This is a genomic window from Mitsuaria chitosanitabida ATCC BAA-476 = NBRC 102408 (genome assembly GCF_001598255.1).
GTDB classification, from domain to species: Bacteria; Pseudomonadota; Gammaproteobacteria; order Burkholderiales; family Burkholderiaceae_C; genus Roseateles; species Roseateles chitosanitabidus.
In genome coordinates this window covers 84,890-111,371 of sequence record NZ_BCYP01000022.1, presented here as the reverse complement: position 1 = coordinate 111,371, position 26,482 = coordinate 84,890, and the positions used below count along the sequence as shown (strand labels likewise).

At 71.3% G+C, this 26,482-nt stretch carries 24 protein-coding genes; 8 read left to right on the top strand and 16 right to left on the bottom strand.

The features are described from left to right. Positions 1 to 54 precede the first annotated feature (54 nt). The 8 genes from MCHT01_RS15135 to MCHT01_RS15100 all read right to left on the bottom strand — a co-directional run bounded on the left by MCHT01_RS15135 (position 55) and on the right by MCHT01_RS15100 (position 6,472). The gene (locus tag MCHT01_RS15135; RefSeq protein ID WP_067066173.1) at positions 55 to 852 is read right to left on the bottom strand and encodes an amino acid ABC transporter ATP-binding protein; all 798 of its coding nucleotides are present in this window, start codon (positions 850 to 852) and stop codon (positions 55 to 57) included. Next, positions 836 to 1,489: an amino acid ABC transporter permease gene (locus MCHT01_RS15130; protein WP_067066172.1), complete on the bottom strand. Its 654-nt coding sequence runs from the start codon at positions 1,487 to 1,489 to the stop codon at positions 836 to 838. Before MCHT01_RS15130 ends, MCHT01_RS15135 begins: the two co-directional genes overlap by 17 nt. Further along, positions 1,486 to 2,208, bottom strand: a complete 723-nt coding sequence (locus tag MCHT01_RS15125) for an amino acid ABC transporter permease (protein WP_084452697.1) — start codon at positions 2,206 to 2,208, stop codon at positions 1,486 to 1,488. The genes MCHT01_RS15130 and MCHT01_RS15125 overlap by 4 nt, the downstream gene beginning before the upstream one ends. A 108-nt stretch (positions 2,209 to 2,316) precedes the next feature. Beyond that, positions 2,317 to 3,141, bottom strand: coding sequence for a transporter substrate-binding domain-containing protein (locus MCHT01_RS15120; protein WP_067066171.1), 825 nt, complete (start codon positions 3,139 to 3,141; stop codon positions 2,317 to 2,319). After that, on the bottom strand, positions 3,138 to 3,866 hold the full coding sequence (locus tag MCHT01_RS15115) for a GntR family transcriptional regulator (protein WP_067066170.1): 729 nt from the start codon (positions 3,864 to 3,866) through the stop codon (positions 3,138 to 3,140). Before MCHT01_RS15115 ends, MCHT01_RS15120 begins: the two co-directional genes overlap by 4 nt. Positions 3,867 to 4,018: 152 nt before the next feature. Continuing rightward, positions 4,019 to 4,792 (bottom strand): hypothetical protein, encoded by a 774-nt coding sequence (locus MCHT01_RS15110; protein ID WP_067066169.1) that lies wholly within the window; start codon positions 4,790 to 4,792, stop codon positions 4,019 to 4,021. A gap of 102 nt (positions 4,793 to 4,894) precedes the next feature. Next, positions 4,895 to 5,755, bottom strand: a complete 861-nt coding sequence (nadC, locus tag MCHT01_RS15105) for a carboxylating nicotinate-nucleotide diphosphorylase (protein ID WP_067066168.1) — start codon at positions 5,753 to 5,755, stop codon at positions 4,895 to 4,897. Positions 5,756 to 5,773: 18 nt separating this feature from the next. Beyond that, positions 5,774 to 6,472, bottom strand: a complete 699-nt coding sequence (locus tag MCHT01_RS15100; protein WP_067066167.1) for a fumarylacetoacetate hydrolase family protein — start codon at positions 6,470 to 6,472, stop codon at positions 5,774 to 5,776. A gap of 118 nt (positions 6,473 to 6,590) precedes the next feature. Between MCHT01_RS15100 and MCHT01_RS15095 the strand changes: the two genes are divergently transcribed. After that, positions 6,591 to 7,859, top strand: coding sequence for a septal ring lytic transglycosylase RlpA family protein (locus MCHT01_RS15095; RefSeq protein WP_067066166.1), 1,269 nt, complete (start codon positions 6,591 to 6,593; stop codon positions 7,857 to 7,859). A 94-nt stretch (positions 7,860 to 7,953) separates the two neighbouring features. Here MCHT01_RS15095 and MCHT01_RS15090 read toward each other — a convergent pair whose 3' ends face one another. After that, a complete protein-coding gene (locus tag MCHT01_RS15090; protein ID WP_245643323.1) occupies positions 7,954 to 8,730 on the bottom strand; it encodes an SDR family oxidoreductase in 777 nt (258 codons plus the stop codon). A gap of 89 nt (positions 8,731 to 8,819) precedes the next feature. Between MCHT01_RS15090 and MCHT01_RS15085 the strand changes: the two genes are divergently transcribed. Further along, positions 8,820 to 9,968, top strand: coding sequence for a GGDEF domain-containing protein (locus tag MCHT01_RS15085; RefSeq protein ID WP_067066165.1), 1,149 nt, complete (start codon positions 8,820 to 8,822; stop codon positions 9,966 to 9,968). After that, positions 9,968 to 11,143: a GGDEF domain-containing protein gene (locus MCHT01_RS15080; RefSeq protein ID WP_067066164.1), complete on the top strand. Its 1,176-nt coding sequence runs from the start codon at positions 9,968 to 9,970 to the stop codon at positions 11,141 to 11,143. The genes MCHT01_RS15085 and MCHT01_RS15080 overlap by 1 nt, the downstream gene beginning before the upstream one ends. Before the next feature lie 208 nt (positions 11,144 to 11,351). Here the strand turns inward: MCHT01_RS15080 and MCHT01_RS26780 are convergent, their stop codons facing one another. The 6 genes from MCHT01_RS26780 to MCHT01_RS15050 all read right to left on the bottom strand — a co-directional run bounded on the left by MCHT01_RS26780 (position 11,352) and on the right by MCHT01_RS15050 (position 19,933). Beyond that, positions 11,352 to 11,696, bottom strand: coding sequence for a DUF3325 domain-containing protein (locus MCHT01_RS26780; protein WP_067066163.1), 345 nt, complete (start codon positions 11,694 to 11,696; stop codon positions 11,352 to 11,354). Then, entirely contained in the window at positions 11,696 to 13,402 is a 1,707-nt protein-coding gene (locus MCHT01_RS15070) for a PepSY-associated TM helix domain-containing protein (RefSeq protein ID WP_084452695.1), read from the bottom strand. Before MCHT01_RS15070 ends, MCHT01_RS26780 begins: the two co-directional genes overlap by 1 nt. A gap of 97 nt (positions 13,403 to 13,499) precedes the next feature. Then, positions 13,500 to 13,901 carry a DUF3649 domain-containing protein gene (locus tag MCHT01_RS15065; RefSeq protein ID WP_245643321.1) on the bottom strand — a complete coding sequence of 134 codons (402 nt, stop codon included), beginning with the start codon at positions 13,899 to 13,901 and terminating at the stop codon, positions 13,500 to 13,502. Further along, complete coding sequence (locus MCHT01_RS15060; protein WP_084452693.1) at positions 13,901 to 16,138, bottom strand: TonB-dependent siderophore receptor; 2,238 nt, start codon at positions 16,136 to 16,138, stop codon at positions 13,901 to 13,903. The genes MCHT01_RS15065 and MCHT01_RS15060 overlap by 1 nt, the downstream gene beginning before the upstream one ends. A gap of 446 nt (positions 16,139 to 16,584) precedes the next feature. Further along, entirely contained in the window at positions 16,585 to 18,246 is a 1,662-nt protein-coding gene (locus MCHT01_RS15055; RefSeq protein WP_067066161.1) for a tetratricopeptide repeat-containing diguanylate cyclase, read from the bottom strand. A 157-nt stretch (positions 18,247 to 18,403) separates the two neighbouring features. Continuing rightward, on the bottom strand, positions 18,404 to 19,933 hold the full coding sequence (locus MCHT01_RS15050) for a CoA-acylating methylmalonate-semialdehyde dehydrogenase (RefSeq protein WP_067066160.1): 1,530 nt from the start codon (positions 19,931 to 19,933) through the stop codon (positions 18,404 to 18,406). Positions 19,934 to 20,094: 161 nt separating this feature from the next. Here MCHT01_RS15050 and MCHT01_RS15045 point away from each other — a divergent pair, with 161 nt between their 5' ends. Beyond that, positions 20,095 to 21,096 carry a LysR family transcriptional regulator gene (locus MCHT01_RS15045; protein ID WP_084452689.1) on the top strand — a complete coding sequence of 334 codons (1,002 nt, stop codon included), beginning with the start codon at positions 20,095 to 20,097 and terminating at the stop codon, positions 21,094 to 21,096. Between the two features lie 83 nt (positions 21,097 to 21,179). On the opposite strand, the gene MCHT01_RS15040 is transcribed toward MCHT01_RS15045, so the two are convergent. Beyond that, positions 21,180 to 22,625, bottom strand: coding sequence for an alkaline phosphatase family protein (locus tag MCHT01_RS15040; protein WP_067066159.1), 1,446 nt, complete (start codon positions 22,623 to 22,625; stop codon positions 21,180 to 21,182). Between the two features lie 150 nt (positions 22,626 to 22,775). Here MCHT01_RS15040 and MCHT01_RS15035 point away from each other — a divergent pair, with 150 nt between their 5' ends. From MCHT01_RS15035 to MCHT01_RS15020, 4 genes are all read left to right on the top strand, one after another. Then, positions 22,776 to 23,357, top strand: a complete 582-nt coding sequence (locus MCHT01_RS15035; RefSeq protein WP_067066158.1) for a hypothetical protein — start codon at positions 22,776 to 22,778, stop codon at positions 23,355 to 23,357. Between the two features lie 219 nt (positions 23,358 to 23,576). Then, a complete protein-coding gene (locus tag MCHT01_RS15030) occupies positions 23,577 to 23,822 on the top strand; it encodes a hypothetical protein (RefSeq protein ID WP_067066157.1) in 246 nt (81 codons plus the stop codon). Positions 23,823 to 24,009: 187 nt separating this feature from the next. Then, positions 24,010 to 25,833 (top strand): retropepsin-like aspartic protease, encoded by a 1,824-nt coding sequence (locus tag MCHT01_RS15025; RefSeq protein ID WP_169806142.1) that lies wholly within the window; start codon positions 24,010 to 24,012, stop codon positions 25,831 to 25,833. Beyond that, positions 25,830 to 26,435, top strand: coding sequence for a hypothetical protein (locus MCHT01_RS15020; protein WP_067066155.1), 606 nt, complete (start codon positions 25,830 to 25,832; stop codon positions 26,433 to 26,435). Before MCHT01_RS15025 ends, MCHT01_RS15020 begins: the two co-directional genes overlap by 4 nt. Positions 26,436 to 26,482 lie beyond the last annotated feature (47 nt).

Genomic DNA, 26,482 nt, shown 5'->3' with positions numbered 1-26,482 from the left:
CCCGCCCTCCCTCATGATCTTCTGATGGGCCGGATGCTAACGGCTGCCTCGGGTTCAATCGTGCAGCGACGACAGGAACTGCCTCAGCTCCGGCGTCCGCGGCGACCCGAACAAGTCGGCCGGCGGACCGATCTCATGCACGCGTCCCTGGTGCATGAAGATCACCCGATCCGCCACCTTGCGCGCGAAGTTCATCTCGTGCGTGACCATCAGCAGCGTCATGCCCTCCTCCGCCAGCGACTCGACGACGCGCAGCACCTCGCCGACCAGCTCCGGGTCCAGCGCCGAGGTGATCTCGTCGCACAGCAGCACCTGCGGCTCCATCGCCAGCGCGCGGGCGATCGCCACCCGCTGCTGCTGACCGCCGCTGAGCTGATCCGGCATGGCGTCGAATTTCTCCGCCAGACCGACCCGCGCCAGCAGCGCGCGCGCCTGCTCCGCGGCCTCCTTGTCGGAGCGCCGCTTCACCAGCGTCGGCGCCAGCATCACGTTGCGGCCCACGCTCAGGTGCGGGAACAGGTTGAAGCTCTGGAAGATCATCCCGACCTGCTGCCGCAGCGCGCGCATCGCCATCGCGCTGTCGTGCAGCAGCGGCTTGTCGGCCACCCGCAGCGATCCATCCTGGAACTGCTCCAGTCCGTTGATGCAGCGCAGCAGCGTGCTCTTGCCGGAGCCGCTCTTGCCGATCAGCGCGATGACCTCGCCCCGCATCACGTCCAGGTCGATGCCCTTGAGCACCTCGTTGGTCCCGTAGGACTTGCGCAGCGCGGTGATGCGCACGATGGGCACGCCGGGGAAGGGCGCGACCCGCGGCAGTTGATCCTCAGCGACGTCGTCAGGCAGCGCGGCCATGCTGTTTCCTTTCCAGTTGTCGGGCGGCCAGGCTCACGGGGAAGCACAGCGCGAAATAGAACAACGCCACGCAGCCGAAGACCAGGAAGGGCTTGAAGCTTGCGTTGGCGATCATCCCGCCGGCCTTGGTCAGCTCCACGAAGCCGATCACCGAGGCCAGCGCGGTCCCCTTGATCACCTGCACCAGGAAGCCCACCGTCGGGGCGACGGCCAGCCGCATCGCCTGCGGCAGGATCACGTGGCGCAGCTGCTCGCCGAAGCTCATCGCCAAGCTGCGCGCGGCCTCCCACTGGCCTTTCGGCACGGCCTCGACGCAACCGCGCCAGATCTCGACCAGGTAGGCGCTGGTGTAGAGCGTCAGCGCCAGCGAGGCCGCCGTCCACGCCGAGACCTCGATGCCCAGCAAGGCCAGGCCGAAGTAGGCGAGGAAGAGCTGCATCAGCAGCGGCGTCCCTTGGAAGACCGCGATGTAGACGCTGATCGCGCGGCGCGTCCACGGGCCGAGGCCGATGCGCAGGCACAGCAGTGCCGCGCCCACCAGCCCGCCGCCGATGAAGGCGATCAGCGACAGCGCCACCGTCCAGCGCAGCGCGAGCGCCAGGTTGCGCAGGATGTCCCAGAGGGTGAACTCGATCATGGGCGGGCTCCCGCGCCGCTGGGCGATGTCGATGCCATCGGGGCTGCCGGCCGGGCGGGCCTGCCGCCGAAGAACCAGCGCGGACCGGCCCACAGCAGCAGGCGCCGTACCGCCATCGACAGCGCCAGATAGATCAGCGTCGCGATGATGAAGGCCTCGAAGGCGCGGAAGTTGCGGCTCTGGATGAGGTTGGCGGCGTAGCTGAGTTCCTCGGTGGAGATCTGCCCGCACACCGCCGAGCCCAGCATCACGATGACGATCTGGCTGGTCAGCGCCGGCCACACGCGCTTGAAGGCGGGCGGCAGGATCACGCGCGTGAAGACCTGCATCGGACCGAGGGCCAGGCTTTGCGCCGCTTCCCACTGCCCGCGCGGCGCGGCCTGGATGCCCGAGCGCAGGATCTCGGTGCCGTAGGCGCCCAGGTTCAGCGTCATCGCGATCAGGGAGGCTGTCTCCGGCGAGAGCTTCACGCCCAGCGACGGCAGCCCGAAGAAGATGAAGAAGAGCTGGACGATGAAGGGCGTGTTGCGCAGCGCCTCGACGTAGGCACCGACCGCGCGGCGCAGCCACACCGGACCACAGACGCGCGACCACGCGCCCGCGGTGGCGATGAGCAGGCCCAGCGGCACGGCCACCGCGGTGAGACCGACCGTCCACGCCAGACCGCGCAGCAGCAGCGGCCATTCGGCGAGGACGGCGCCGAAGTCGAACTCGATCATGGGAAGGTCCTCATCGCGGGAAGCACTGGGAGTCGATCCATGCGCGGCGCGCGAGCCCGGGACGTCAGCGACGCTGGACGTCCACGGCCGGCGCGATCGCGCGCCGCATCACAGCGGCAACTCGCCGGCGCCGCGGCCCAGCCACTTCTTGGAGAGCGCTTCCAGCTCGCCGGCCTGCTTGGCGGCCGCGATGACGGCGTTCACCTTGGCCAGCAGCGCGTCCTCGCCCTTGGCGACGCCGACGAAGCAGGGGCTGTCCTTGAGCAGCAGCTTGTACTCGACGTTCAGCCCAGGTTGACGCTGCATCAGGTTGCCGGCGACGGCGGCGCTGGTGGCCAGCACCTGCGTCTGACCCGCGGCGAAGGCCGCGATGGTCGCGTTGTTGTCCTCGAAGCGCTTGAACTCCAGCGAGGCCGGGGCGACCTTGGCCAGTTCCTGGTCCTCCATCGCGCCGCGGGTCACCGCGACCGACTTGCCGGCCAGGTCGGCGAAGCTCTTCACCGCGACATTCTTGGGCGCGAAGACCGCCTGGAAGAAGGGCGCATAGGCGGCGCTGAAGTTGATGACCTTCTCGCGCTCCGGGTTCTTGCCCAGCGTGGAGATGACCAGGTCGGCCTTCTTCGTCTGCAGATACGGGATGCGGTTGGCGCTGGTCACGGGGACCAGCTCGACCTTCACGCCCAGCTTGGCGGCGATCAGCTCGGCCATCGCGACGTCCAGGCCTTGCGGCTTCATGTCGGGGCCGACGAAGCCGTAGGGCGGGTAGTCGGTGGGGATGGCGATCTTGATGGTCTTGGACTTGGTGATCGCGTCCAGCGCGGTCTGCGCCTGCGCGCCCAGCGCGAGGAGGCCAAGACCGGCGGCCAGCAGCAGGCGGCGCGGCACCAGCGAACGGACGGTCGAACGGGCGGAGGAACGGTCGGCGTGGCTCATAGCAAGGCTCCTAGGTAGGGGGCGGGGGCGGATTCGGGGGGCGTGCCCGGCGGCGTCACCGGCGCCAGCGCCTGGCGCAGCTGATGCAGCGGGTCGTCGGTGGGCGTCTCGAGCTGCAGCGCCGATTGCACGCTGGCGAGGTGCTCGGCCATCAGCGCCTCGGCGCGGGCGGCGTCGCCCTGCTCGAGCGCGGCCACGATGGCGACGTGCTCCTGGCAGGACTGCGCGGCATCGTGGGAGGACTGGTAGAGCATCGCGATCAGCGTGGTGCGCGCGGTGAAGTCGCGCAGCGCGTCGGCGAGCAGGCTGTTGCCCAGGCATTCGGCCAGGCAGACATGGAAGTCGCCGAGCAGGAAGCTGCGCGCGCCGACGTCGTCACCGCGCAGCGCGGCCTTCTCCTGCGCGAGGTGCTTCTTCAATCGGGTGAGCGCGGGCTTGTCGAGCGCGGGTCGGCCGCGCAGCAGGCCGAGCTCGATGACGCGGCGGGCCTCGAAGGCCTCGCGGGCGTCATCGCGCGAGGGCTCGATCAGATACCAGCCGCGACGCGCGCTGACCGTCACGATGCCGCGGGCGGCCAGGCGGGTCAGCGCCTCCCGCACGATGGTGCGGCTGCAGTCGAAGAGCATGGCCAGCTGCTGCTCTCCCAGCCGCGTGCCGGGGGCGAGCTTCTGCGCCAGCACCGCTTCGATGATGCGTTGGCTGATGTCGGTGGCGGTGGTGCCCATGCACGAGGCTTTGCAGCTTCCGTGCCAGCCGCCGCGTCAGCGCGCCTTCCCAGGTGCACCGGTCTTGTATGCAAGCTTGGTGGGCATCCGCGCACCAGGCTTGCGCACAAGATTGGTGTGGCGGGCACTGGGCGGGTGCCCGCCGCGTCATGTCAGTCCGCGGCGTGGCCGTCCTCGGCCTCGGCCATTTGCGGCAGGGCCGCCGGCGCGGGCCCGGGGGTGCTGGACGACGAGGTCAGAAAGGGCGCGTCCTTGATCTTGTCGTAGAGATTGAGGAGACGACGCTCGGCACGCTCCAGCAGCGTGTCGTAGCGCATGAGCGTCACGGTACCCAGCGATCCGTAGACAAAGGGCTCCTCCTCGCCGCGTTCTATCGCCGAGCCCAGCACATAGCCATCCACCTTCGAGCCCGGCCGGAGGCAGCCCTTTCTCCGCAGCTCCTTGATGTACTTCCATACCTGCGCCCGCTCGGCGTCGCCGATCTCCTTGCCGGTCGTCTTCAGCTCGATGATCACGATGCGATCGACACCATCCACCTCGTGGCCGCCGTCATAGGAAGGACAGGCGTAGAGGCCGACGCTGGATTCGGGCAACACCACGAAGTCGGGGCGATGGCGCGAGGCCCTTTCCGTCGGCACCTTGAGCAGCTGCCGGATCACGCGCGTCATGCCCACGTTGGACGTGAACTCCGCCGACTCGAACTCCGACCCGAGCATCCACAGCCCGCGCTTGAAGAGCGGCTGCAACTCGTGGACCTCATCGACCCCGAGCACCTCGAGCTTCCCGCGCAGCTCCGCCATGAGCCGAAGCCGCGCCTCGACCTCGTTGAGCACCAGCGTCGCCATGCTGGCCGACCAGCGGCTCAGGATCTCCCGGAGCGCCCCGGCATTCGCGTCGGGCACGCGTTCGTCATTGCTTGCTTCCATCTCTGCTGACTCCTTCGAAGAAAGAAGACCCGCAGTGTCAGAAAGAAGTTCGGCGCCAGAAATGGCGCCGAATTGCAGAGCTCGCTGATGTTTGAGCCAGCGTCAGCCGTCGACCCGCATCGAGTAATCAACCGCCTTGGCGTCCTTCGTGAGACGCCCGACCGAGATCCGGTCCACGCCCGTCGCCGCGATCCAGCGCAGCTGGTCCAGCGCCACGCCGCCCGACACCTCGAGCAAGGCCTGCCCCGCGGTGATGGCCACCGCCTCGCGCATCATCGGCTCGCTGAAGTTGTCCAGCAGCACGCTGACCGCGCCGGCGGCCAGCGCCTCGCGCAGCTGATCGAGGGTCTCGACCTCGACCTGCACCGACACGCCCGCGTTCAAGGCCTGCGCCGCGCGCAAGGCCTGTGACACGCCGCCCGCCGCCGCGATGTGGTTCTCCTTGATCAGGATCCCGTCGTAGAGCGCCAGACGCTGGTTCGCGCCACCACCCACACGCACCGCGTACTTCTGCGCCAGCCGCAGCCCCGGCAAGGTCTTGCGCGTGTCCAGCACCACGCAGCCGCGCGGATTCGGACTCGCGCCCTCGATGGCGCGGGCATGGGCCCGCGTCGTGGTCGCCGTGCCCGACAGCAGCTGCAGGAAGTTCAGCGCCGGTCGCTCCGCCGACAGCAGCGCCCGACCGTCGGCCTCGATGCGGCAGACCACGGAGTCGGGCGTCATGTCGGCGCCCTCCTCGTAGAGCCACTCGATGCGCGAGGACCCGTCCAGCGCCGAGAACACGCCCTCGAACCACTCGCGGCCGCACAGCACCGCCGCCTCGCGCACGCGCACATGGGCCTGCACGCGGCGGTCCGCCGGCACGAGGCGCGCGGTCCAGTCGCTGATGCCGATGTCCTCGAACAGCGCATCGCGGATGTTGCGCGCGCGGGCTTCGTCCAGGGTCTCGTTGTGATCGAACATGCTGTCGGCCCGGTCGGCTTACTCGGCGTCGCCGATGGTGATCGTCAGCTCGCCGAAGCCCTCGATCACGCCGACGATCTTGTCGCCGGGCTTGACCGGGCCCACGCCCTCGGGCGTGCCGGTGTAGATCAGGTCGCCCGGCTCCAGGTGATAGAACTGCGACAGATTGGCCACCAGCTCGGGGATGCTCCAGATCATGTCGGACAGGTCGCCGCGCTGCTTCTCGACGCCGTTCACGGACAGCGTGATCGCACCCTTGCTCAGTTCGCCCTGCTCGCTGCGCGGCACCAGCTCGGTGATCACGGCCGAGTGCTCGAAGCCCTTGCCCAGATCCCAGGGGCGGCCGATGGCCTTGGCCTCGTTCTGCAGGTCACGGCGCGTCATGTCCAGACCGGCGGCGTAGCCCCAGACCGCGTCGGCGGCCTGCTCGGGCGTGGCCTTGAAGACCGGCTTGCCGATCGCCACGACCAGCTCCATCTCGTAATGCAGGTTCTTGGTGCCGGGCGCGTAGGGGATGGTCCCGCCCGACGGCGCCAGCGCGCTGGCCGGCTTGGTGAAATAGAAGGGAGGCTCGCGGTCCGGATCGCTGCCCATCTCGCGGGCGTGGGCGGCGTAGTTGCGGCCGACGCAGAAGATCCGGCTGACGGCGTAAAGCGCGTCGCTGCCGCGCACGGCCACGGCGGCCTGCGGCGCGGGGGGGAAGAGGTAGGTGCTCATGACGGTGCGGACTTGACGGTCGAAACGACCGGAAAGGGGAGGAAAGCAGGCGAAACGCCCAAGGGGACCGTGGAGCATAACCTTGGCAAAACCGTGGCGCATTGCTAGGGTTGCGCCCATGTTTGAAGCCCGCCCCGCCGGCCAGCGCCTGGCCGTCCTGACGTGTGCCCTGATCCTGGCCGCCTGCGCCAGCCGCGGTCCCGCCCCCAGCCGCCCCGTCCCGGGCGGCCCCAAGGTCACCACCTGGCCCGACCGGGACGGCCCCGGCACGGACATCCCGTCCGACCTCAAGAACGTCCCCGACGCGATGCCGCGCATGGAGAGCATCCGCAAGGGCGGCCCCAACAAGCCCTATGAGGTCCTGGGCGAGCGCTACGAGCCCGTCGCCGACGACAAGCCGCTGGTGCAGAAGGGCCTGGCCTCCTGGTACGGCCGCAAGTTCCACGGCAAGCCGACCTCCAGCGGCGAGGTCTACAACATGTACGCGATGACGGCCGCCCACGCGACCATGCCCATCCCGAGCTACGCCCGCGTCCGCAACCCGAAGAACGGCCGCGAGGTCATCGTCCGCATCAACGACCGCGGCCCCTTCCACAAGGGCCGCATCATCGACCTGAGCTACACCGCCGCGCTCAAGCTGGACGTGCTGCACGGCGTGGCGCCGGTCGAGATCGAGCGCATCACCTACGAGGACATCCGCACCGGCGCCTGGACCAAGGACCGCGACACGCTGTCGCCCGACCCCAAGGTCGCGCCCGACACGCCGGTCTACGCCGCGGCCACGCCCAGCGGCGCGCCCGAGCTCCCGACCACCGCCCAGATGCGCCCGCCCATGACGCCGGCCCCGGTCGTCGCCGCGGCCCCGACGCCCGCGCGCTCCGCCGGCGTGAAGCCCGCGTCAGCCGCCGTCGCGCAGACCGCCCCGGCGGCGAGCAACCCGGTCCCCGCGGTCGCCACGGCGGCGACCTCCGCCTCCGACGTGATGACCGGCAACGCCGGGATGGTGCAGATCCCGATCACTGCCCTGCCTCCGGGCAGCGACCTGCCGCCCGCCGGCCAGACCAAGGCCGATGCCGTGGCCACCGCGACCGCCGGCGCGATCGCCGCGACCGATCCGAAGGCACCGGTCCCCGCGCTGAAGATCGCGGCCGCGCAAGGCTTCTGGCTGCAGTTCGGTGCCTTCTCCCGCCTCGAAGGCGCGGAGCAGCTGCGCGAGCAGTTCACGCGCGGCATGGAAGAGCTCGCGCCGATGCTGACCATCTTCAAGGACAAGAACCTGCACCGCCTGCAGGCCGGTCCGTTCACCAGCCGCGAGGACGCGCGCGCCGCCGCGGAGCGCGTCCGCACGGCGATGGCGCTGACGCCGGTACTGGTCGAGCGACGCTGAGCGGCGGGCGCGGGCTCGCGCCTCGATCGACGCTGATGCCACCGGCTTGCCCCGGTCGTGCCGGGCGGTTCGCGGCGGCGGACCTGTCCGCGAGTCAGCGGCCGCCGGCCACGTCCAGCGTGGCGCCGACGGTGTAGCTCGACGCGTCCGACAGCAGCCAGGCGATCGCCTCCGCGATCTCCTCGGCCGTGCCCAGCCGACCGATCGGGATGCCCTGGGCCGCCTCGGCCAGGCGCTCGGCGACCGTGCCCGGCGGCAGGCTGTCGGCGTGGATGTCGGTCTCGATGATCCCCGGCCGCACCCCGTTGACGCGGATGCCCTCGGCGATCAGCTCATGGCCCAGGCTCAGCGTCAGCGTGTCGACCGCGCCCTTGCTGGCGGCGTAGTCCGAGTACATGTGCGCCGACCCGCGCTGCGCCGCCCGCGAGGACAGGTTGACGATCGCGCCGCCGCGTCCGTCGCGCGAGCGGCTCATCCGTTCGGCCGCCAGCTGGGTGCAGTGGATCAGTCCGAAGACGTTGACCTCGAACATGTGCCGCACCCGCTCCCGCGAGAGCTCGGCCAGCGAGGCCCGCGGCGCGACGATGCCGGCGTTGTTGACCAGCCCGGTGAGCCGGCCCAGTCCCGCGTCGACGGCCGAGAACAAGGCCTCGACCTCGTCGGGCCGGGCCACGTCGGCGCGAACCGTGATCGCCCGGCGGCCCAGGCCCCGGATTTGCCGGGCGAGCGCCTCGGCGGCGGCCTCGTCGCGGCGGTAGTTGATCGCCAGGTCATGGCCGCGCCGCGCCAGCAGCAGCGCGGTCGCGGCGCCGATGCCGCGGGCGGCGCCCGTGATCAAAGTGATGGAAGTGGTGGCACTCGTGTCATTCACGGCCGATTCTCCGGACCCCGCCGAACGAGGGATGTCGACAGTCGTGCGCGCGATTGTGCGCCCCCCTCCGCTTTGCGATGATGCCCCGCATGCCGCCGCTCGACGCCGACACGTTGCTGATGGTGATTGCCGTGTTCGACGCCGTCGCCTGCGTCGTCTGGCTGTTGCTGGGTGAGGCCCTGCGCATCGCGCCTCGGGCGGCGCGGCTCATCGCGGCGCATCACGGTCTGCTGGCCTTGTCCTGGTGGCCGGCGCTGCCCGCCTCGCTGGAGATCCCCGTCTCGCTGCCGCTGAGCGTCGTGGCCTCCGGCCTGCTGACGGCCGGCATCCGCGGCCTGATGCGGGTGCGCTATACGCTGAACGACATCGTGGCGATCGTGGTCGTCGCACTGGTCGCGGCCGCCCTGTCCTATCCGCATCTCGCCGCCGCGCGCGTCGTCGACAACGTCGCCGGAGCCGTGCTGGTCCTGATGGCCGCGCGCGACATCGCCATCGGCGCCGGCTTCGGCCTGGTGCTCACCAGCGCCGTGCTGCTGCCTTACGCGGTCCTGGGCGGCGTCTGCCTGTGGCGCGCCGCGGACCTGCTGGGCTGGCTGCCGCCGGCGATGTCGCTGGCCGGCATGACCGACAACGCGCCGCTGGCCCTGCTGCGCCTGGTCGTGAACCTGACCATCGCCACCGGCCTGGTGGCCCTGGTGCTGCAGCGCCTGATCGCGCGCGTGCGCCACCTCACCCGGCGCGACGCGCTGACCGGGCTGCTCAACCGTCGCGCGCTGGAGGAGCTGCTCGCGCGGCTGCAGGCGCAGGTGGACCGCGGCCGGCGGCATGCCTTGCTGGTGCTGGACGTGGACCACTTCAAGCGCATCAACGACGAACTGGGCCATGCCGGCGGGGACGCCGCGCTGCAGCACCTGGCGACGGTGATCGGCGACACGCTGCGCGACACCGACGCCTTCGGCCGGCTGGGCGGCGAGGAGTTCGCGGTGCTGCTGCCCGACACCGACCTCGCCGGCGCCATGCTCGTCGCGGAGCGCCTGCGCCGGCTGCTGCAGGAGCGGCCGCTGGACTGGGATGACAAGACCTGGCCCCTGAGCGCCAGCTTCGGCGTGGCGATGATGCGGCGCGAGGACCTGCAGGGCCGCGGCGCGCTGGCGCGGGCCGATGCCGCGATGTACGCGGCCAAGGCGCGCGGCCGAAACCGCGTGCTGCGCTGTCCCGACGACGCGGAGTTCGCCTGATGCCGGTGACCGATCCCGTCTCGATGATCGCGGCGCTGGTGGTGATCTTCTCGGTCGCCGCGGTGGTGTGGCTCATGATCGCCGTCGGCCTGCGCGAGTCACCCTGGGGCTGCGCCAGCCTGGCGGGCGCGAACGGTCTGCTCGCGCTGTCCTTCCTGCTCTACGACCGGGCCTTCATTCCCCCGGTGCTGCCGGCGCATGCCTGGTGGCCGGACACGCTGTCGCTGGCGGCTTTCGGTCTGGTGCGGCTGTCCGTGCCGCTGATCGGAGAGCGGCCGGCGCCCTGGCGCAACACCTTCGCCGTGGCGGCGGGGCTGCCGCTGGTGGCCGCGTTGCTGGGCCTGGGGCCGGAGCCCTTGTCCCGCATGGCGCTGCTGTTCGGCGCGATGGGGGGCTTCGCGGCCTTCGCGGCGCTCGACGCCTTCCGTCTGCTGCGATGGCGCAGCCTGCGCGGCAGCACGGCCTTCACGATCGCGCTGCCGCTGCTGGTGATGGCGATGCTCGTGTGGTCACGGCCGCTGGTGGCCGTGTTGCTGCCGGCCCACGCGGCCAACCTGGACGTGCGCAGCCCGTTCAACGTGGCCTGGCTGTGGGCCTCGGTGGTGCTGGCGCTGGCGCTCAACGGCTGGATGGCCTTCCTGCTGCTGACCAAGCTGGTGCTGCAGATCCGCCGGCTGACCGAGCGCGACCCGCTCACCGACGCGCTCAACCGCCGCGCGCTGTCGCAGGCGATGGACGTCGAGCATGCGCGCCAGATGCGCGGCCATGGCTATGCGCTGGTGCTGCTGGACATGGATCGTTTCAAGCAGCTCAACGACACGCTGGGACACGCGGCGGGCGACGCGGCGCTCCAGGCGCTGGTGGCGATCGCCTCGCCCTGCCTGCGGGAGGTGGACTTGCTCGGGCGCCTGGGCGGCGAGGAGTTCTGCGCGCTGCTGCCCCACACCGACATCGCCGGCGCGACGCTGGTGGCGGAGCGCATGCGGGCGGTGCTGGAGGCGCTGCCGTTCGAGTGGAACGGACAGGTCTGGTCGCTGACGGCGAGCTTCGGGGTGGCGGAGTCCTCGGGGCAGGACGTCAGCGCCGCGGAGGTGATGCGGCGGGCGGACCAGGCGCTCTATCGGGCCAAGGGCCAGGGGCGGAACGTGGTGCAGGCGGTGGAGCGGGTGGCGTAGGGAGCGGCGGCGCAAGGAGCCCGAAGACCCTCACCCCTGCCCTCTCCCGCAAGCGGGAGAGGGGGTCAATGCGCCCTGGTGGAAGCCGTCGAAGTCAGCGAGTCCTCGTGCACCCCTGTGCCCCTGCTCTCCTGTGCTCTCGCCCGCTGCCCCCGCGCTCTCTTGCCCCCTCTCCCGCTTGCGGGAGAGGGCTGGGGTGAGGGTCTTCTCAACGCCACCCCGGCGCCGTCAACGGCATCAGCATCACCGCCGCCGCGCCGACGGCCACGGCCGCCGCGGGCAGTCGCCTGGGCCACCAGGTGATGAGCGCCACGACCGCGACCGCGCCGGCCGTCAGCTGCACGGTCCACATCGTCCAGGCGATGCCGTAGTCCGCCCGCGGAATCACCGTCCACCACGACGCGACGAAGGCCGCCACCGCGGCCACCCGCAGTCGCCGCACGCGACGACCGCTGGGCTCGCCATCGAGCGCGTCCTCATGGTGCCGTTCCATCGCCAGGCACAGCGCCGCGAACGCCGCGAACGAACAGAGCATCGGATGCAGCAGGTCCATCACGCGCCCTCCGTGGCCGGACGTCCGGCATCGCCGCCTTGCGGGCCGATCAGGGCGGCGGAGCGGGCCACCGCCGAAACGGCCGCCCCACCGCCGCTGGCGTCGGCGGTCGCCTTGGCCGACTTCCCCGGTCGAGGCGGCATCGCCCGCGGCCCGCACTTCCACGCCAGCACCGCGAGCAGCGCCGCGATTCCGACAAAGCCCAGGTTCACCGCCTGCACCGTCGCGCCGGCCTCCCAGAACGGCCAACCGCCGACCGCGTCCATCACCGGCAGCGCCGCCCACGCCAGCGCGCCCGCCACGAACAGATGTCGCCATCGCGCCCCCAGCGCCGCGGCCAGGAAGCCCAGCGCGAGCACGCCGAAGAACACCTTGATCTCGCCATCCGGCCGCTCGGTCAGGTCCAGCGGCAGCCAGCGCGTCGCGTGGCAGAACGCGGCCATCGCGATCGGCATGCCGGCGATCGCGCCGATGTTCAGCGCGTCGACCAGCCGATGCCCTCGCCCGACGCCGACCTTGCGACGTTCCGCGTCGGCGCGTCGCTTGACGCTCCACAACACCAGGCCGGTCGCGATCATCGCGGTGCCCAGCAGCCCCAGCCCCGCCAGCACGAAGCGCAGCGGCAGGTCGGCGAAGCGCGCCACGTGCAGGCCGTAGAGCACGCCGTAGGTCTTCGCCGCGGGCCGCTCGTTGTCGGCGCGGCGGATCAGCGTCAACGTCCGCGCGTCGTAGAACAGCCGTGGTCCGCGGTACTGGAGGCGGTCCCCGTCGTGGGGAGTGAACTCGACCACCGTGCGCCCGCCCTCGTGCTGCAGGCCGATGCCCTCGATGCGGCCGTCGGGCATCCGGCGATGCACGTCGCGCAGGATCGTGTCCCAGCCCGCCGCGCCGATCGCGGGCAGCGGCGTCTCGGCGCCGCCGTCGCGCGCGCGGGCACGGGGGACCTCGTCGCCGCTGAGCTCGCCGAAGTACGCCGCCGTCTGCTTGCCGAAGGCCGCGTCGATCGGCGCTGGCAGGTACAGGCTGTGCATCGTCATCAGCCCGCTGAAGGTGATGACCAGGTAGAACGGCAGCGCCAGCACCCCGCACAGGTTGTGCGCGTCCAGCCAGGCGCGCTGCGTCGCCTTGGACTTGGGCCGGAAGGTGAAGAAGTCCTTGAAGATGCGCCGGTGCGTGACCACGCCGCTGAGCAGCGCCACCAGCATCAGCAAGGTCGCCAGCCCCACCACCCAGCGGCCCTCCAGGATCCACTTGCTCTGCTGCGCCGAGCGCAGCTCGAAGTGGAAGCGATAGAAGTACTCGCCGGCGCCGAAGGTCTTGCGCACCGGGATCGCGTCGCCGTGCTCGGCGTCCAGCCAGCGCTGCTCGAAGCGCGCGCGCTGCCCCGGCGCCGCCGGCGCGTTGCGGTAGAAGACCGACGCCTGCGGATGGCGATCGTCGGGCGCGCTCAGCCGCCAGCTGGTGGCCTGCGGCGCCAGACGGCGGATGCCGTCCTCGTAGGTCGCCAGCTGCGCGGCGCTCAGCGGGCCGGCCGGCGGCAGCGCATGCAGCTCGGGGCGGCTCCACAGGTTGAGCTCGTTCTTGAAGAAGGCGAAGGTCCCGCCCAGGAAGATCGCGAACAGCAGCCAGCCCAGCACCAGGCCGGTCCAGGTGTGCAGCCACGCCATCGCCTGGCGGAAGCCCTCGCGCGCGCCGTCGGCTCTCATGGGGCGACCGGCCGGGCCGGGGAAGGGGGGAAGGGATGGCTATGCATGGAAGGCGGGAGGTGGGGGTCAGGTCATGCGGGGTCGCGGCGCGTCGGGCTCAGCCCAGCCAGCGCGGCCCCCAGGCGATGGCGCCCAGCAGCAGCGCGGGGCCGAGCACCCAGGCCCAGGCGAGCCAGGCGTTGCGGACGGCGAAGGCCGTCATGAAGGCGACGGCGTAGGCCACGAAGCCGGCCATCACGCCGGTGATGGCGGCCTCGGCGCGACTGTCGCCAAGCAGCGGCTGCAGGTGCGCGCCGATCGCCGCGCCGAGTGCCGAGGCCAGCGCGTAGCCGCCACCGAGCGCGGCGACGGCGCGCGAGGCCACCGCCGCGCGGTAGCGCCAGGGCAGGCTCTCGCGCGGCGGCTTGGCCTGGCGATCCTTCGCGGCCTCGGGCGCGGCGTTGGCCCTCGCCAGCGACTGCGCCACGAGCTCGGCGGTGCTGCCCTCGGCCATGGCCATCAGAACCGGCCGCGCACGCTGAACATCACGCTGCGCGGGTCGCCGTAGTTGGGGTAGTCGAGGTTGGCCCAGTAGGTCTTGTCCAGCGCGTTGCGCACCGACAGGCCCAGGCTGAGGTGGTCGTTCAGCTGGTAGTTGGCATTGAGGCTCAGCAGCAGGTAGGACGGCTGCGTCACGGTCACCGTGCCCGCCGTCGGATGCGGGATGCCGTAGCCGGTCACCGTGCTCTGCCAGTTCAGGCCGGCGCCGACCGTCAGCTTCTCCCAGGCGCCGGGCATGCGGTAGCTGGTGCTCAGCTGCACCGTGTGGCGCGGCAGGTTGGCGTAGATCAGGTCGGTCGGCGCGCGGGTGATGCGCGTGTTGGCATAGCCGGCGTTGAGCGTCCAGCGGTCGGTGATCCGGCCGGCGGCGTCGAACTCGAAGCCCTTGGTCTTGGTGCCGTTCACGCCGATGTAGGCGGAGCCGCCGTCCGGCAAGGAACCCTCCGGCTGCGACGCGTCGCGCACCGCGTAGTTGTCCTGCTTGGCCTCGAAGACCGCGAACGACAGCGCCAGGCGCTTGTCGAAGAGGTCGCCCTTGAGGCCGACCTCGGTGTTGCTGCCGCGGATGGGGGCGAGCAGGTTGTTGTCCTTGTCCTTGTAGCTCTGCGGCTTGAACAGGTCGGTGTAGCTGGCGTAGACCGACAGCGAGGGCATCAGGTCGTAGACGACGCCGACGTAGGGCGAGACCTCGCTCGTCACCTTGTAGGCGCCGCTGGTGCCGGTGAAGGTGCCGGCCGCGTTGTACGCGTCGGTGCCGGTCTTCCACCAGCTGACGCGGGCGCCGGTGATCAGCGACAGCGGCTCGGTCAGGCGCCAGCGGGCGGTGGCGAAGACGCCGCTCTGCTCGGTGGTGGCGATGCGCTTGGCGCCGGTGGTGCTGAAGGTCGGCATCGGCGCCGTGCCGTCCCAGGTCCGGATGTCCGGGATCGCGTAGCTCCAGGACGCGAGCGAGGTGAAGGTGGGCGTGGTCGTCGTGGTCTTGACGCCGTTGGCGCCGATGACCAGGTCATGCGATCGGCCGAGCAGCGACAGCGTGCCCGAGGCGTAGACGTCGAGGCTGTCGCGCTGCTCCCAGCTCTGGCCGACGGCCGCCAGCACCTTCATGCCGGCGCCGGTCTTCGGATCGGGATAGCCGCTGCCGTAGGTGCGCAGGCTGAAGCTGTCGCCCTCGCTGTGGTTGGCGATGACCTTGAGCGCCCAGTCCGCGCCGAGCTGCTGTTCCAGCTGGGCGTAGACCGTGCCGTTGCGGCGCGACCAGCGCGTCCAGCCGGGGGAGAAGCTCGTCGCGCGGGACAGGTTGGCCAGCGAGCCGTCCGAGGCGAAGCGCGGGATCGTGCCCCAGATCGGCGCGGTGGGAATGTTGTTCTGGTTCTGGTAGCCCAGGGTGACGGTGGTGCCGGGCAGCAGGTCGGCCTCGACGGCGCCCATGAAGGCGGTCTTGGTCTCGTGATAGCGGTCGCGGAAGGAATCGCGCTCCTGCGCCGCGGCGATGAAGCGCGCGCGCACGCGGCCGTCGCTGGTCAGCGGGGTGTTGAGGTCGGCCTCGACGCGGTGGTGGTCCCAGGATCCCCAGACCAGGCCACCGTAGGCGGAGAAGGTCTTCTCGGGCCGCTTGCGGATCATGTTCACGGTGGCCGACGGGATGCCCGCGCCGGTGGTCAGACCGTTGGCGCCCCGCACGACGTCGATGCGCGAGTAGAAGACGGTGTCGTATTCCTGGTTGGTGCCGCCGCTGTAGGTCGGGATGCCGTCGACCTGGAAGTCGGTGATCTGGAAGCCGCGCGCGAAGTACAGCGGGCGCTGCGTGTCGTAGAAGGACACGTTGACGCCGGTGATGGTCTGCATCACGTCGTTGATGCTGATCAGGGTCTCGTTCTCGATGCGCTCGGCGTCGATGCTGCTGACGGACTGCGGCGTCTCGCGCGCGGTCAGCGGCAGCTTGGTGCTGGCGCCCTCGAGCTTCTTGCGCGCGGCGCTGATGGTCACGCGGTCCAGCGCGTTGCGGCGCTTGCCGCCGGATTGGGCGTCGGCGACGGTGTCGCCATCGGCGGCGGCGCCGGCGGTGTCGGCCGCGACGGTCGTGGCGGCGTCCTGGACCGGCGCGGCCTGAGCGACCGCGGCGGCGGTGGAGAGCAGCAGCGCCACGGCGGCGGCGACGGGCAGGACCTGGAGAGCGGAGGGAGTCGAGCGGGACATGTGGACGATTCGAGGGCGCAAGCCCATGCCGGCGCGCGTGCAGGCGCGCCGCGCCCCTCTGCGGGGCTGGTGGTGGACGACGGGGGCTTGCTACGTCCCGCCCCCGGGACCGCGTGACGCGCGCGACGGCAAGGTCGCGGGACGCGGAGGGGCGTGGAATCAGGCTGGCGCGAAGGGTCCGGCAGGGTCGGTGCGCGGGTCGCGCGACCGGCGCCTGAGGCCGGGGCTCATCGGGGGATTTACCCGATAGATGAGAACTCTTCTCATTTTAGAAACAGGTGGAGGAGGATTTCCCGCAAGACCTGTCCCCGGTTAGGGGCTCCGTGCGAGTGACGGATCGATGGTGGCGCCGATGCGACGGGCGCCCTGCCACCCGCCTCCCCGACAGCGCGCGGTGTGCCCCCTCGCCCGCTTGCGGGAGAGGGTGGGGGTGAGGGTCTTCGGGCTCAGGCCAACGCCACCCGATTCCGCCCCAGGTGCTTCGCCCGCTCGACCGCCGCGTGGGCCCGAGCGATCAGCAGATCGGTCGCAAAGGGCGGCGCGCTCGCCAAGCCCATGCTGAGCGTGACGTCCAGCCCCGGCGCGAGCTCCCCCCAGGGATGCACCGACACGCTGGCCCGGATCCGCTCGCACACCTCGAAGCCGCGATCGGCGATGGTGTCCGGGAACACGACCAGGAACTCCTCGCCGCTCCAGCGCAGCAGCAGATCGCTGCCGCGGGTGTTCTCGCGCAGCAGCTGCGCCAGCTCCTGCAGCACGCGGTCGCCGATCTCGTGACCGTGGCGCTCGTTGATGTTGCGCAGGCCGTCGGCGTCGATGAGGGCGACCGTCAACGGGCGGTCCTCCTGCTCGGCCGCGCGCAGCAGCGGCGGCAGGCGGGACTCCAGGCAACGGCGGTTGCCCAGCCCCGTCAGCGGATCCTTGAAGGCCGCCTGGTCCCGCTCCGCCGTCGCGGCCGGGTCGACGGCGAATTCCGCCTCCATCCGCGAGACGAAGTACTGCGACTGCGCCGTGAGCTGCGAGACGGCGCGGCGCCGCTCCAGCGCGCGGGCCTGCTCCAGATGGAAGAGCGCCGGTCCCAGCAGCGCCAGCGCCTTGGCCGCGCGATAGCTCGCCTGATGCAGGCGAAGCCGGATGAACAGCGGCGCGGGGAAACGCGCGGCATCGGCGTTCTCGCCCTCGGCGGATCCGGTGCCGGCCTCCGGCGCGGGATCGCCGACGCGATCGGTCTCCTCGCGCAGGACCTCCAGCTCCTTCCACGCGGCGGTCGCCTGACCCCGCGCCAGCTGCAGCTCGGCCAGCATGCAGCGCAGCCGCCAGTCCAGCAGCCGGAAGCCCGCGCGCGCGCATTCCTCGCGCGCCTCGAGCAGCAGCGGCTCGGCCTCGTCCAGGCGCCCCATCAGCAGCAGCACCTCGCCGAAGTTGGACGCGGTCAGCGCGATGCCGTAGCGGTCGCCCAGTTGCAGCGAATGCGGGCGCGCCTCGCGGGCCAGGTCCAGCGCGCGTTCCAGCGTGCGGGACGCCTGCTCGGGCGCGGCGCCGTCGCGCTGGAGCTGGTATGCGCCCAGCGCCACGGTGCAGAGATTGGTGAGCGTGACCACGCGCTCGTACGGGGAGGGCTCCGCGCGCAGCTGGCCGGCGGCCTCGCTCATCAGGCGCTCGGCCTGCCAGGGATCGCCCATCCGCTCGAAGCAGGCGCCCAGGCCGTTCAGCGCGACCGCATGCAGGCGCGGGTCGCCGATCTCGCCGGCGAGCTTCAGCGCCTCGTGCGCGCAGGCCAGGCCTTGCTCGTAGTCGCCCAGCTCGCACGCGGCCAGGCTCATCCAGCGGAGCAGCTCGCACAGGCCGGTGCTCGGGCCGAGCGGGCGCAGCAGCCGCAGGGAACGCTCGCCGACGTCCAGCATGCCGCGCAGGTCGCCGCGGCGAAGACGGAAGAAGGCGCGCAGACGGCCGGCTTCGGCTTGCTCGTTGATGAAGCCCTCGGTATCGGCGCGGTGCCAGACCGCGTCGGCCAGGGCCTGGCCCTCGTCGAGCCGCGCATCGCGCTGCGCCGCGCGGGCGCGCTCGAGCAGCTCGCCCAGCGGCGCTTCAGCAAGCGCTGCCGGCAAGGTCGTCAGGGAGTCGGGGGAAGAGGAGCCGCGCGGAAACATCCGGCAAGGGTAGCTGATGCGGCGGCCTGCGGAAGACCCTCACCCCTGCCCTCTCCCGCAAGCGGGAGAGGGGGTCAGGCCAACCGCGCGCGTCGGCTTTCGGAGCTCGACGGCCTCACTTGCTCGTGGGCATCGCGAACTCCGCGCCCTTGGCGATGCTGGCGGGCCAGCGTTGCATGACGCTCTTCTGCTTCGTGTAGAAGCGCACGCCCTCTTCGCCGTAGGCGTGCATGTCGCCGAACAGGCTCTTCTTCCAGCCGCCGAAGCCGTGCCAGGCCATCGGCACGGGGATGGGCACGTTGATGCCCACCATGCCGACCTGCACGCGGCGCGCGAACTCGCGGGCGACGTTGCCGTCGCTGGTGAAGCAGGCCACGCCGTTGCCGAACTCATGCGCGTTCACCAGCGCCAGCGCCTCGGCGAAGTCGTGCGCGCGCACGCAGGCCAGCACCGGGCCGAAGATCTCTTCCTTGTAGATGCGCATCTCGGGGGTCACGTGATCGAACAGCGTGCCGCCGGTGAAGAAGCCCTCGGGATGGCCGTCGACGCGGTGACCGCGACCGTCGACGACCAGCGACGCGCCCTCCTCCACGCCCAGCGCGATGTAGCCCTCGATGCGATCGCGGGCCTCGCGGGTGACGATGGGGCCCATCTCGGCGTCCAGGTCCATGCCGTCCTTGATCTTCAGCGCGCGGGCGCGCTCGGCCAGCTTGGGCACGATGCGGTCGGCCACGTCGCCCACCAGCACCGCCACCGAGATCGCCATGCAGCGCTCGCCCGCCGAGCCGTAGGCCGCGCCGATCAGCGCGTCCACCGCCTGGTCGATGTCGGCGTCGGGCATCACGACCATGTGGTTCTTCGCGCCGCCCAGCGCTTGCACGCGCTTGCCGTGGCGGGCGCCGGTCTCGTAGATGTACTGCGCGATCGGCGTCGAGCCGACGAAGCTCAGCGCGCGCACGTCCGGATGGTGCAGCAGCGCGTCCACCACCTGCTTGTCCCCCTGCACGACCTGGAAGATGCCGTCCGGCAGGCCGGCCTGCTTGAACAGCTCGGCGATCAGCAGGCTGGGCGAGGGGTCGCGCTCGCTGGGCTTGAGGATGAAGGCGTTGCCGGTGGCGATGGCCAGCGGCGCCATCCACATCGGGACCATGAAGGGGAAGTTGAAGGGCGTGATGCCCGCCACGACGCCCAGCGCCTGGCGCGTGGTCCAGTTGTCGATGCCGGTGGAGACCTGCTCGGTGAAGTCGCCCTTGAGCAGCTGCGGCACGCCGCAGGCGAACTCGACGATGTCGATGCCGCGCGTGACCTCGCCCTGCGCGTCGGTGAAGACCTTGCCATGCTCGGCGGTAATCATCGCGGCGAAGCGGTCGCGGTGCTGGTTCAGCAGCTCCAGGAACTTGAACATCACCCGCGCGCGGCGCAGCGGCGGCGCGTCGGACCAGGCCGGGAAGGCGGCCTGCGCGGCGGCGACGGCGGTGTCCACGTCGGCCGCGCTGCCCAGCTGCAGCTGGCGTGCCACCTGGCCGGTCGTCGGATTGAACACGGCTTGCGAGCGACCCGAGGTCGCGGGGCGGCGCTCGCCGGCGATGAAGTGCGTGACGTCGGCGGCGTCGGTGAAGGCGGGGGTCGAGGGACGTTGGCTCACGGGGGTCTCCGAATCGCTGGAATGCGGCCAGTCTAGGCAGCCGCCCTCCCGCTGCCTAGGCCAGATCGCTGACCAGATTGTTCGGCATACTGAACAGTCAACACCCCGATTCCGTTCGCCCGGTCGGTCTCGCCCCGCTGCTCGCGCCTCCTGGAGCTTTCATGCCCTCGCCTACGGCCACCCGATCGCCCGCCCCGACCTCCTCCTCCAGCGAAGGCGCCGATCCCGTCCTCCGCGTCGAGGCCCGCGATGAGCTGCTCTGGCCGCAGCTGCAGGCGCTGATCGCGGTCGCGCGCCTGGGCAGCTTCACGCAGGCGGCGCAGCGGCTGGGCTTGTCCAAGGCCGCGGTGAGCCAGCGCATTGCCGATCTCGAGCGCCACCTGGACCAGCAACTGGTGCAGCGCACGACGCGCTCGGTGCGGCTGAACGAGGCGGGGCTGCGCCTGGTCGAGCAGGCCGAGCCCGGCCTGGCGCTGCTGACGCGCAGCCTGAGCGAGGCCCGCGAGGCGGCCGGCGCGCCGCGCGGCGTGCTGCGCGTGACCGCGCCCGTCGCGCTGGGGAGGCAACACGTGGCCCCGGCGCTGCCGGCCTTCTTCGCGCGCTATCCCGAGCTGCGCATCGAGCTCGATCTCTCCGACCGGCTGGTACCGCTCGCGCAGGAGGGCTTCGACCTGGCGATCCGCCACACCAGCGCACCGCCGGAGACGCATGTCGCCTTCAAGCTCTGCGGTTCGCGCGCGTTGCTGACGGCGAGCCCCGCCTACCTCGCGCAGGCCGGGACACCGCGTCACCCCGCGGAGCTCGCCCGGCACCGATGCCTGCCGTATCTGCGGCCCGGCCCCGCGCAATGGTTCTTCGAGCGCCGCGACGACGGCGCCGACCCCGAGCGCCTGCGCGTGCCGGTGCAAGGCCACTTCCGCGCGAGCAACAGCGAGGTGCTGCGCGACGCCGCGCTCTCGGGCCTGGGTCTGGCGCTGCTGCCGGACTTCAGCGCCCGCGACGCGGTGCGTGACGGCCGTCTGGTGGAGGTCCTGACCGACTGGCGCGCGGTGGGCTTCTTCGGCGACGCGATCTACGCGATCCATCCCTGGAGCAGCCACACCCCGCAGGGCGTGAAGCTGCTGGTGGAGCATCTGAAGACGGCCATCGGCGCGGGCTTCTAGCTGGCATCGCTCGCCCCTACCGGCCCCCTCGCCCGCTTGCGGGAGAGGGTGGGGGAGAGGGTCCCGGCGCGCGCCGCGCGCCATCAACCCCTGCGCTTGCGCACGCCCTTCTCCTGCCTCGGCACCCCCTGATTGCCACCCGGCAGCACCGGCTTGGGCAGCGTGGCGATCGCCTCCTTCGCGGCCACGAGCTCGGCCTTCGCGTCCGGCAGCGCGGGGAAGCCCGTCGACTTCGGCTCATCGAATCCGAACACCGACGTCATGTCCCCGAAGGTCCGCCGACGCCAGGCGCTGATGTTGGGCTCCTTCACGCCGGTGACCTGCTCGAGGAACTGCAGCACCGAGGTGTGATCGAAGAGCTGGCTGCTGACCCAGCCGCCCGCCGTCCATGGCGACACGATGATCGCCGGCACGCGGAAGCCACCGCCCGCGGGCACGCCCTTGACGAACTCGTCGGGCGTGCCCGCCGGCGGCACCGGCGGCGCGACGTGGTCGAAGAGCCCGTCGTTCTCGTCGTAGTTGAGGATGAAGACGGTCTTGGCCCAGACCTCCGGATTCGACGCGATCGCCTCGATCTTGCTGGCGATGAAGGCGGCGCCGTCGGCGGGCGTGTACTCGGGGTGCTCGGACTGGAAGCTGGTCGGCAGGATCCAGGACACGGTGGGGAGACGGTCGTTGCGCGCGTCGTCCTCGAACTGGCCCTCGGGGCCGCGGGTCAGACCCTTCACGCGCAGCGGCGAGTCCTTGGGCGCCTCCATGAAGGTCTTGAACAGCTCCAGCATGTTGGTGCCGTAGTTGTCCTGCTGCTGGTAAACCTTCCAGCTGACGCCGGCGGCCTCGAGGCGCTCGGCATAGGTGGTCCAGGTGTAGCCGCCCGGGACCTTCCTGTTGCTGATGACCGGACCGCCGTGCGCGCCGGCGGTGTCGATGGTGCCGGTCATCCAGTACATGCGGTTGGGCCAGGTCGGTCCCATCATCGACGAGTGATAGCCGTCGCAGATCGTGAAGGCCTCCGCCAGCGCGAAATGGAAGGGGATGTCCTCGCGGCGGTAATGGCCCATGGTGTAGGGCCCGTTCTCGCCCTCGGCCTTGCGGTGCGCGGGCACCCAGTTGTCCATGCGACCGCCGTTCCAGGCCTCGTGCTGGACCTGCCAACTGTGGTTCGTGGACGGGATCTTCTGCGCGCTGGTCCTGCGGGTGTCCAGGTGGAAGGGCAGCAGGTAGCCGTCGGGGTTCCTCGGGTCCGGCTGCTGGAAGACGGACTTGCCGGCATGCGGGCCCTGCAGGGTCATCGCCTCCGGATCGTCGAAGCCGCGCACCCCGGCCAGGGTGCCGAAATAGTGGTCGAAGGAGCGGTTCTCCTGCATCAGCAGCACGACGTGCCGGATGTCCTTGAGCGAGGCCGGTCGATCCAGCGCCTGCGCCTTGGCGAGCGCGCGCTGCACGCTCGGCGGCAGCAGCGCGAGGCCGGCGGCGCCGGCGGCTTGCTGGAGGAGTCGGCGACGCGACGGGTTCTGCGAGGAGGACATGGCGGTGGCTCGGTCGAAGGGACGCGGAGGACGATACGCCGGTTGAGCGACAGGACGCTGACGGGTCGATCGCGGGATCGCGCGGCCGCTCACGCGATGTTGACGGCGAGAGTGATACTCCGCCGATTCCAGGCCTCCCGACGACACGCCATGCCGGTTCCAGCACGCCTTCTCGCCTCCTCGATCGCGATCGCAGCGGCGGCGCTGCTGATCGGCTGCGCCAGTTGCGGCGAGGTGCGCGTGCTCAAGCTCCAGGAACATGCCGCCGCTCCGGCGATCCAGGTCTCCCACGAGTCGAGCGACCTCTGGCTGGACCACCCGATGTTCGCGATCGCCGTCGGTCCTTGCGTCGGGAATCCGGCGGCCAGTTTCGGTCCGGCCCCACCGCTGTGCGCCAAGCTGTTCGTGCATCAGGGCGCGACGCTGCGCTTCGAGCGCGCGGAGTTCCTGCTGCTGGACCTGAAGAGCGGGGACACCTGGGACGTGCCGATGAAGGGCCAAGGCTTCCGCCCGCTGGAGCCCATCGTCGGCTCCGACTACCGGCGCGGCGTGGGCCACTCGCGCCAGGACCGGGAGCGCGGCACGCCGGAATATTTCCGCCTGCTGGAGTTCCGCCCGCCGAATGAGGTGGCGATCGCGATGCCGCGGGTGTGGGTCAACGACGCTTGGGTGGCGCTGCCGGCCCTGCGCGCGACACCGGCGACCGAAGTGCAGTGCGCGCGGGGCGTGTGAACGCCGGACGCGAGTCCCCGCCCGAAGGGGCCGGACCTTGCCTGACGGTCAGCGGGCCAGGCGGACCCGTGACGCTTGCGGGCGCCCCTCGACCTGGCTTGTGACGAGGCGAATCCACAGGGCCGCCCTCCTCTCGTCCTACACGCCGTGGCGCGCTTCTCCGGCTGCCCCGCCCCGACCCGCCGGATACCGTGGGCTCCAACGCAAGAGGAGCCCACCATGTCCGCCCACACCGCCGCCACCGCCCCGTTCTCGATGAAGCAGGCCCACGACATCACCGGGCTGCCGCGCAGCTACATCAAGGCCCTGGTCGCCGAGGACCTGCTGTCGCCCGACACCCGCCTGCGCTTCAGCTTCCAGGACCTGGTGCTGCTGCAGGCCGCCAAGCAGCTGCATGTCGCGGGCGTGCCGTCGTACAAGGTCGTCGCGGCGCTGGCGCATGTGCGGGACAGCCTGACGCACTGAAGCCGACCGCTCGACCGCGCGCCGGACCTCTATCGGGTCCGCCGCGCCACCGGGACACGCCTGTCTCCCGATCCGCCCACCACCTTCGCCCGCCGCCGACTTCCGGCACCGTCCGGGGCCTGAAGTAGAGTCCGGCACCTCCCGCGCGACAACCAACCGGCGCGGGCGGATGCCAGGGAGGAAGACGGTGAGCTCGAATCACACGACAGTGGCGCGGACCGCGACAGGCCGATCGTTGCGGCGACTGGCCACGAGGACCATCACCGGCATCGCGCTGGTCCTGACGGCGGTCTCCGCCGCGGCCGCGGATTGCCGGATGCAGCCGATGACGATCCCGGTGCACATCGTCAACTACCGGCCCATCGCGACGCTCACGCTCAATGGCACGGAAGTGCGGATGCTGCTCGACAGCGGCGCGAGCGACAGCTTCGTCTTCCCCTCCACCGCCGAGGCGCTCCAGCTGACGTTGCGCCCGATGCCCTACGGGCGGACCATCGTCGGCTACACCGGCAACATCAAGGCCCGCATGACCCGCGTCGCCAAGGTCGGCCTGGGCAGCGCGGAGCTCAAGGACGTCGACTTCGTCGTCGGCATCAACGAGCTGGGCAGCGGCATCCAGGGCGTGCTCGGCCGCGACATCCTCGCGCTCGGCGACACGGAGTACGACCTGGCCCACGGCGTGGTGCGGCTCGTCTTCCCCGAGGGCGACTGCACGCAGGCCAGCATGGCGTACTGGGCCGGCGACGCGCCCGTCATCGTCACGCCCTTCCTGACCAACAACCCCAAGAGCCTCGCCATCCGTGTGCCGGTCACCGTCAACGAGGCCAGGATCACGGCCCTGATGGACACGGGCGCGCCCGCGACCTCGCTGACGCTGGCGGCGGCCCGCCAGGCCGGCATCCCGCGCGAGCGCCTGGCCGCCGACGGCTATGCGACCGGGGGCGGCGAGGGACGCAAGGCCTCGTGGCTCGCCGACATCGACAGCTTCCAGCTCGGCGGCGAGCGCATCACGCTGCAGCGGCTGCGGGTCGACGAGGTCGATGGCGACGGTGTGTTCGACATGCTCCTCGGGCTGGACTATTTCCTGTCCCACCGGATCTACGTCTCCTACGCGCAGCGCAAGGTCTACGCGACGTGGAACGGCACGCCGGCCTTCTGGCAACAGCGCGGCGCGCCGCGGACCCGACTGGATCAGCGCTATGCCGCCGCGCCCGAGCAGGTCGCCGATGACGACGCCGCCGCGCTGGCCCGTCGCGGCAGCGCGTCGCTGGCGGCCGGCAAGCTCAAGGCCGCGCTCGAGGATCTGGACCGCGCCTGCGCGCTCAAGCCGGACCAGGGCGACTTCTTCCTGCTCCGCGCGCGTGTCCGTCTCGCGATGAACCAGCGCGCGCCGGCGGCCGCGGATGCCGCCGAGGCGATCCGGCTGGATCCCGGTCTGGTCGAGGCGCGGCTGATGCGCATCGACCTGCTCGGCAAGGACGAGCGCGCCACCGCGCTCGCCGATCTGGCGGCGCTCGACCGGTCGGAGCCGGCCGGCGCCAACGCGCGCGCGGCGATGGGCCGCCTGTACGCGCGCTTCGACATGGTCCCGGAAGCGGTGCGGCAATGGGATCAGTGGCTGGCCAGCCATCCGCACGACGATGCCCAGGCCGACCTGTTCAACGAGCGCTGCTGGCTGCGCACGCGCCGGGGCGTGGACCTGGCGCTCGCGCTCCAGGACTGCCAGCGGTCGATCGAGAAGGACAGTCGCTCGCCGCGTTACCGGGATGCGCTGGGCTGGACCTACCTGCGGCTGGACGATGCCGCGCGTGCGAAGGAGGCCTTCGACAAGTCCATCGCGCTGGAGTCCCCGGGCCGGCCCTGGACGCGCTTCGGTCGCGGCCTGGCGCTGAGCCGCCTCGGCGATGCCGCCGCGGCCGCGGCGGACTTCGAGGCCGCGCGCCAGGCGCAACCCGGCATCGTCGCGGCGATCCGCCGCAGCGGCCTGCCGGTGCCGGAGGGCATGGAATGAGCGCCGTCCTCAGTCCAGCCGGTCGCCGCCTCGTCGCCATGGCCGCCCTCTCGGCCATGGCGCTGTGCCCGATCGCGGCCCATGCCGGGCTGGACATCACCGCGTACGAGCGCGTCTCCCTCGTGGCGTCGCCGCGGCTGAACGCGGAAGGAGAACCGCTGGACCGCAAGGAAGTCCGGCTGGACGTGGTGCACTTTCCGGAGCGGGCCGAGGGCCTGACGCCGGGCAAGGTCTATCGCTTCCAGACCTCCTTCGAGTTCCGGGCCGGGTCCTACTCGGGTTACAGCGCCTGGCGCAACGAGCTCGCGAAGCTGGGGGGCTATCCTCCGACGATGGCCTCGTTCCTGCGCGGCAATCCGCCCGAGCCCCGCTACGACGCCACGGCGTGGCAGCGCAAGAGCGGCCCGTTCTGGGAGCTGATCGCCTTCTCCGACGCCGAGGGCCTCATCGGGCCGGTGACCTGCCAACGGGTCCACGCGGACTTCATCCGCTTCCAGCCGGCGGCGGACAAGCACCCCGACGCGGAGTTCCGGGAGTCCTATGCCGACTGGGCGAAGGCCTTCAGGCTGTGCGCGAACGGGGGCGCGATCGTGTTCCATTGAGCGCGGCGGCGCGCGGGTCGCGCTCGGCGGCGGCGCGGTACGGGTGC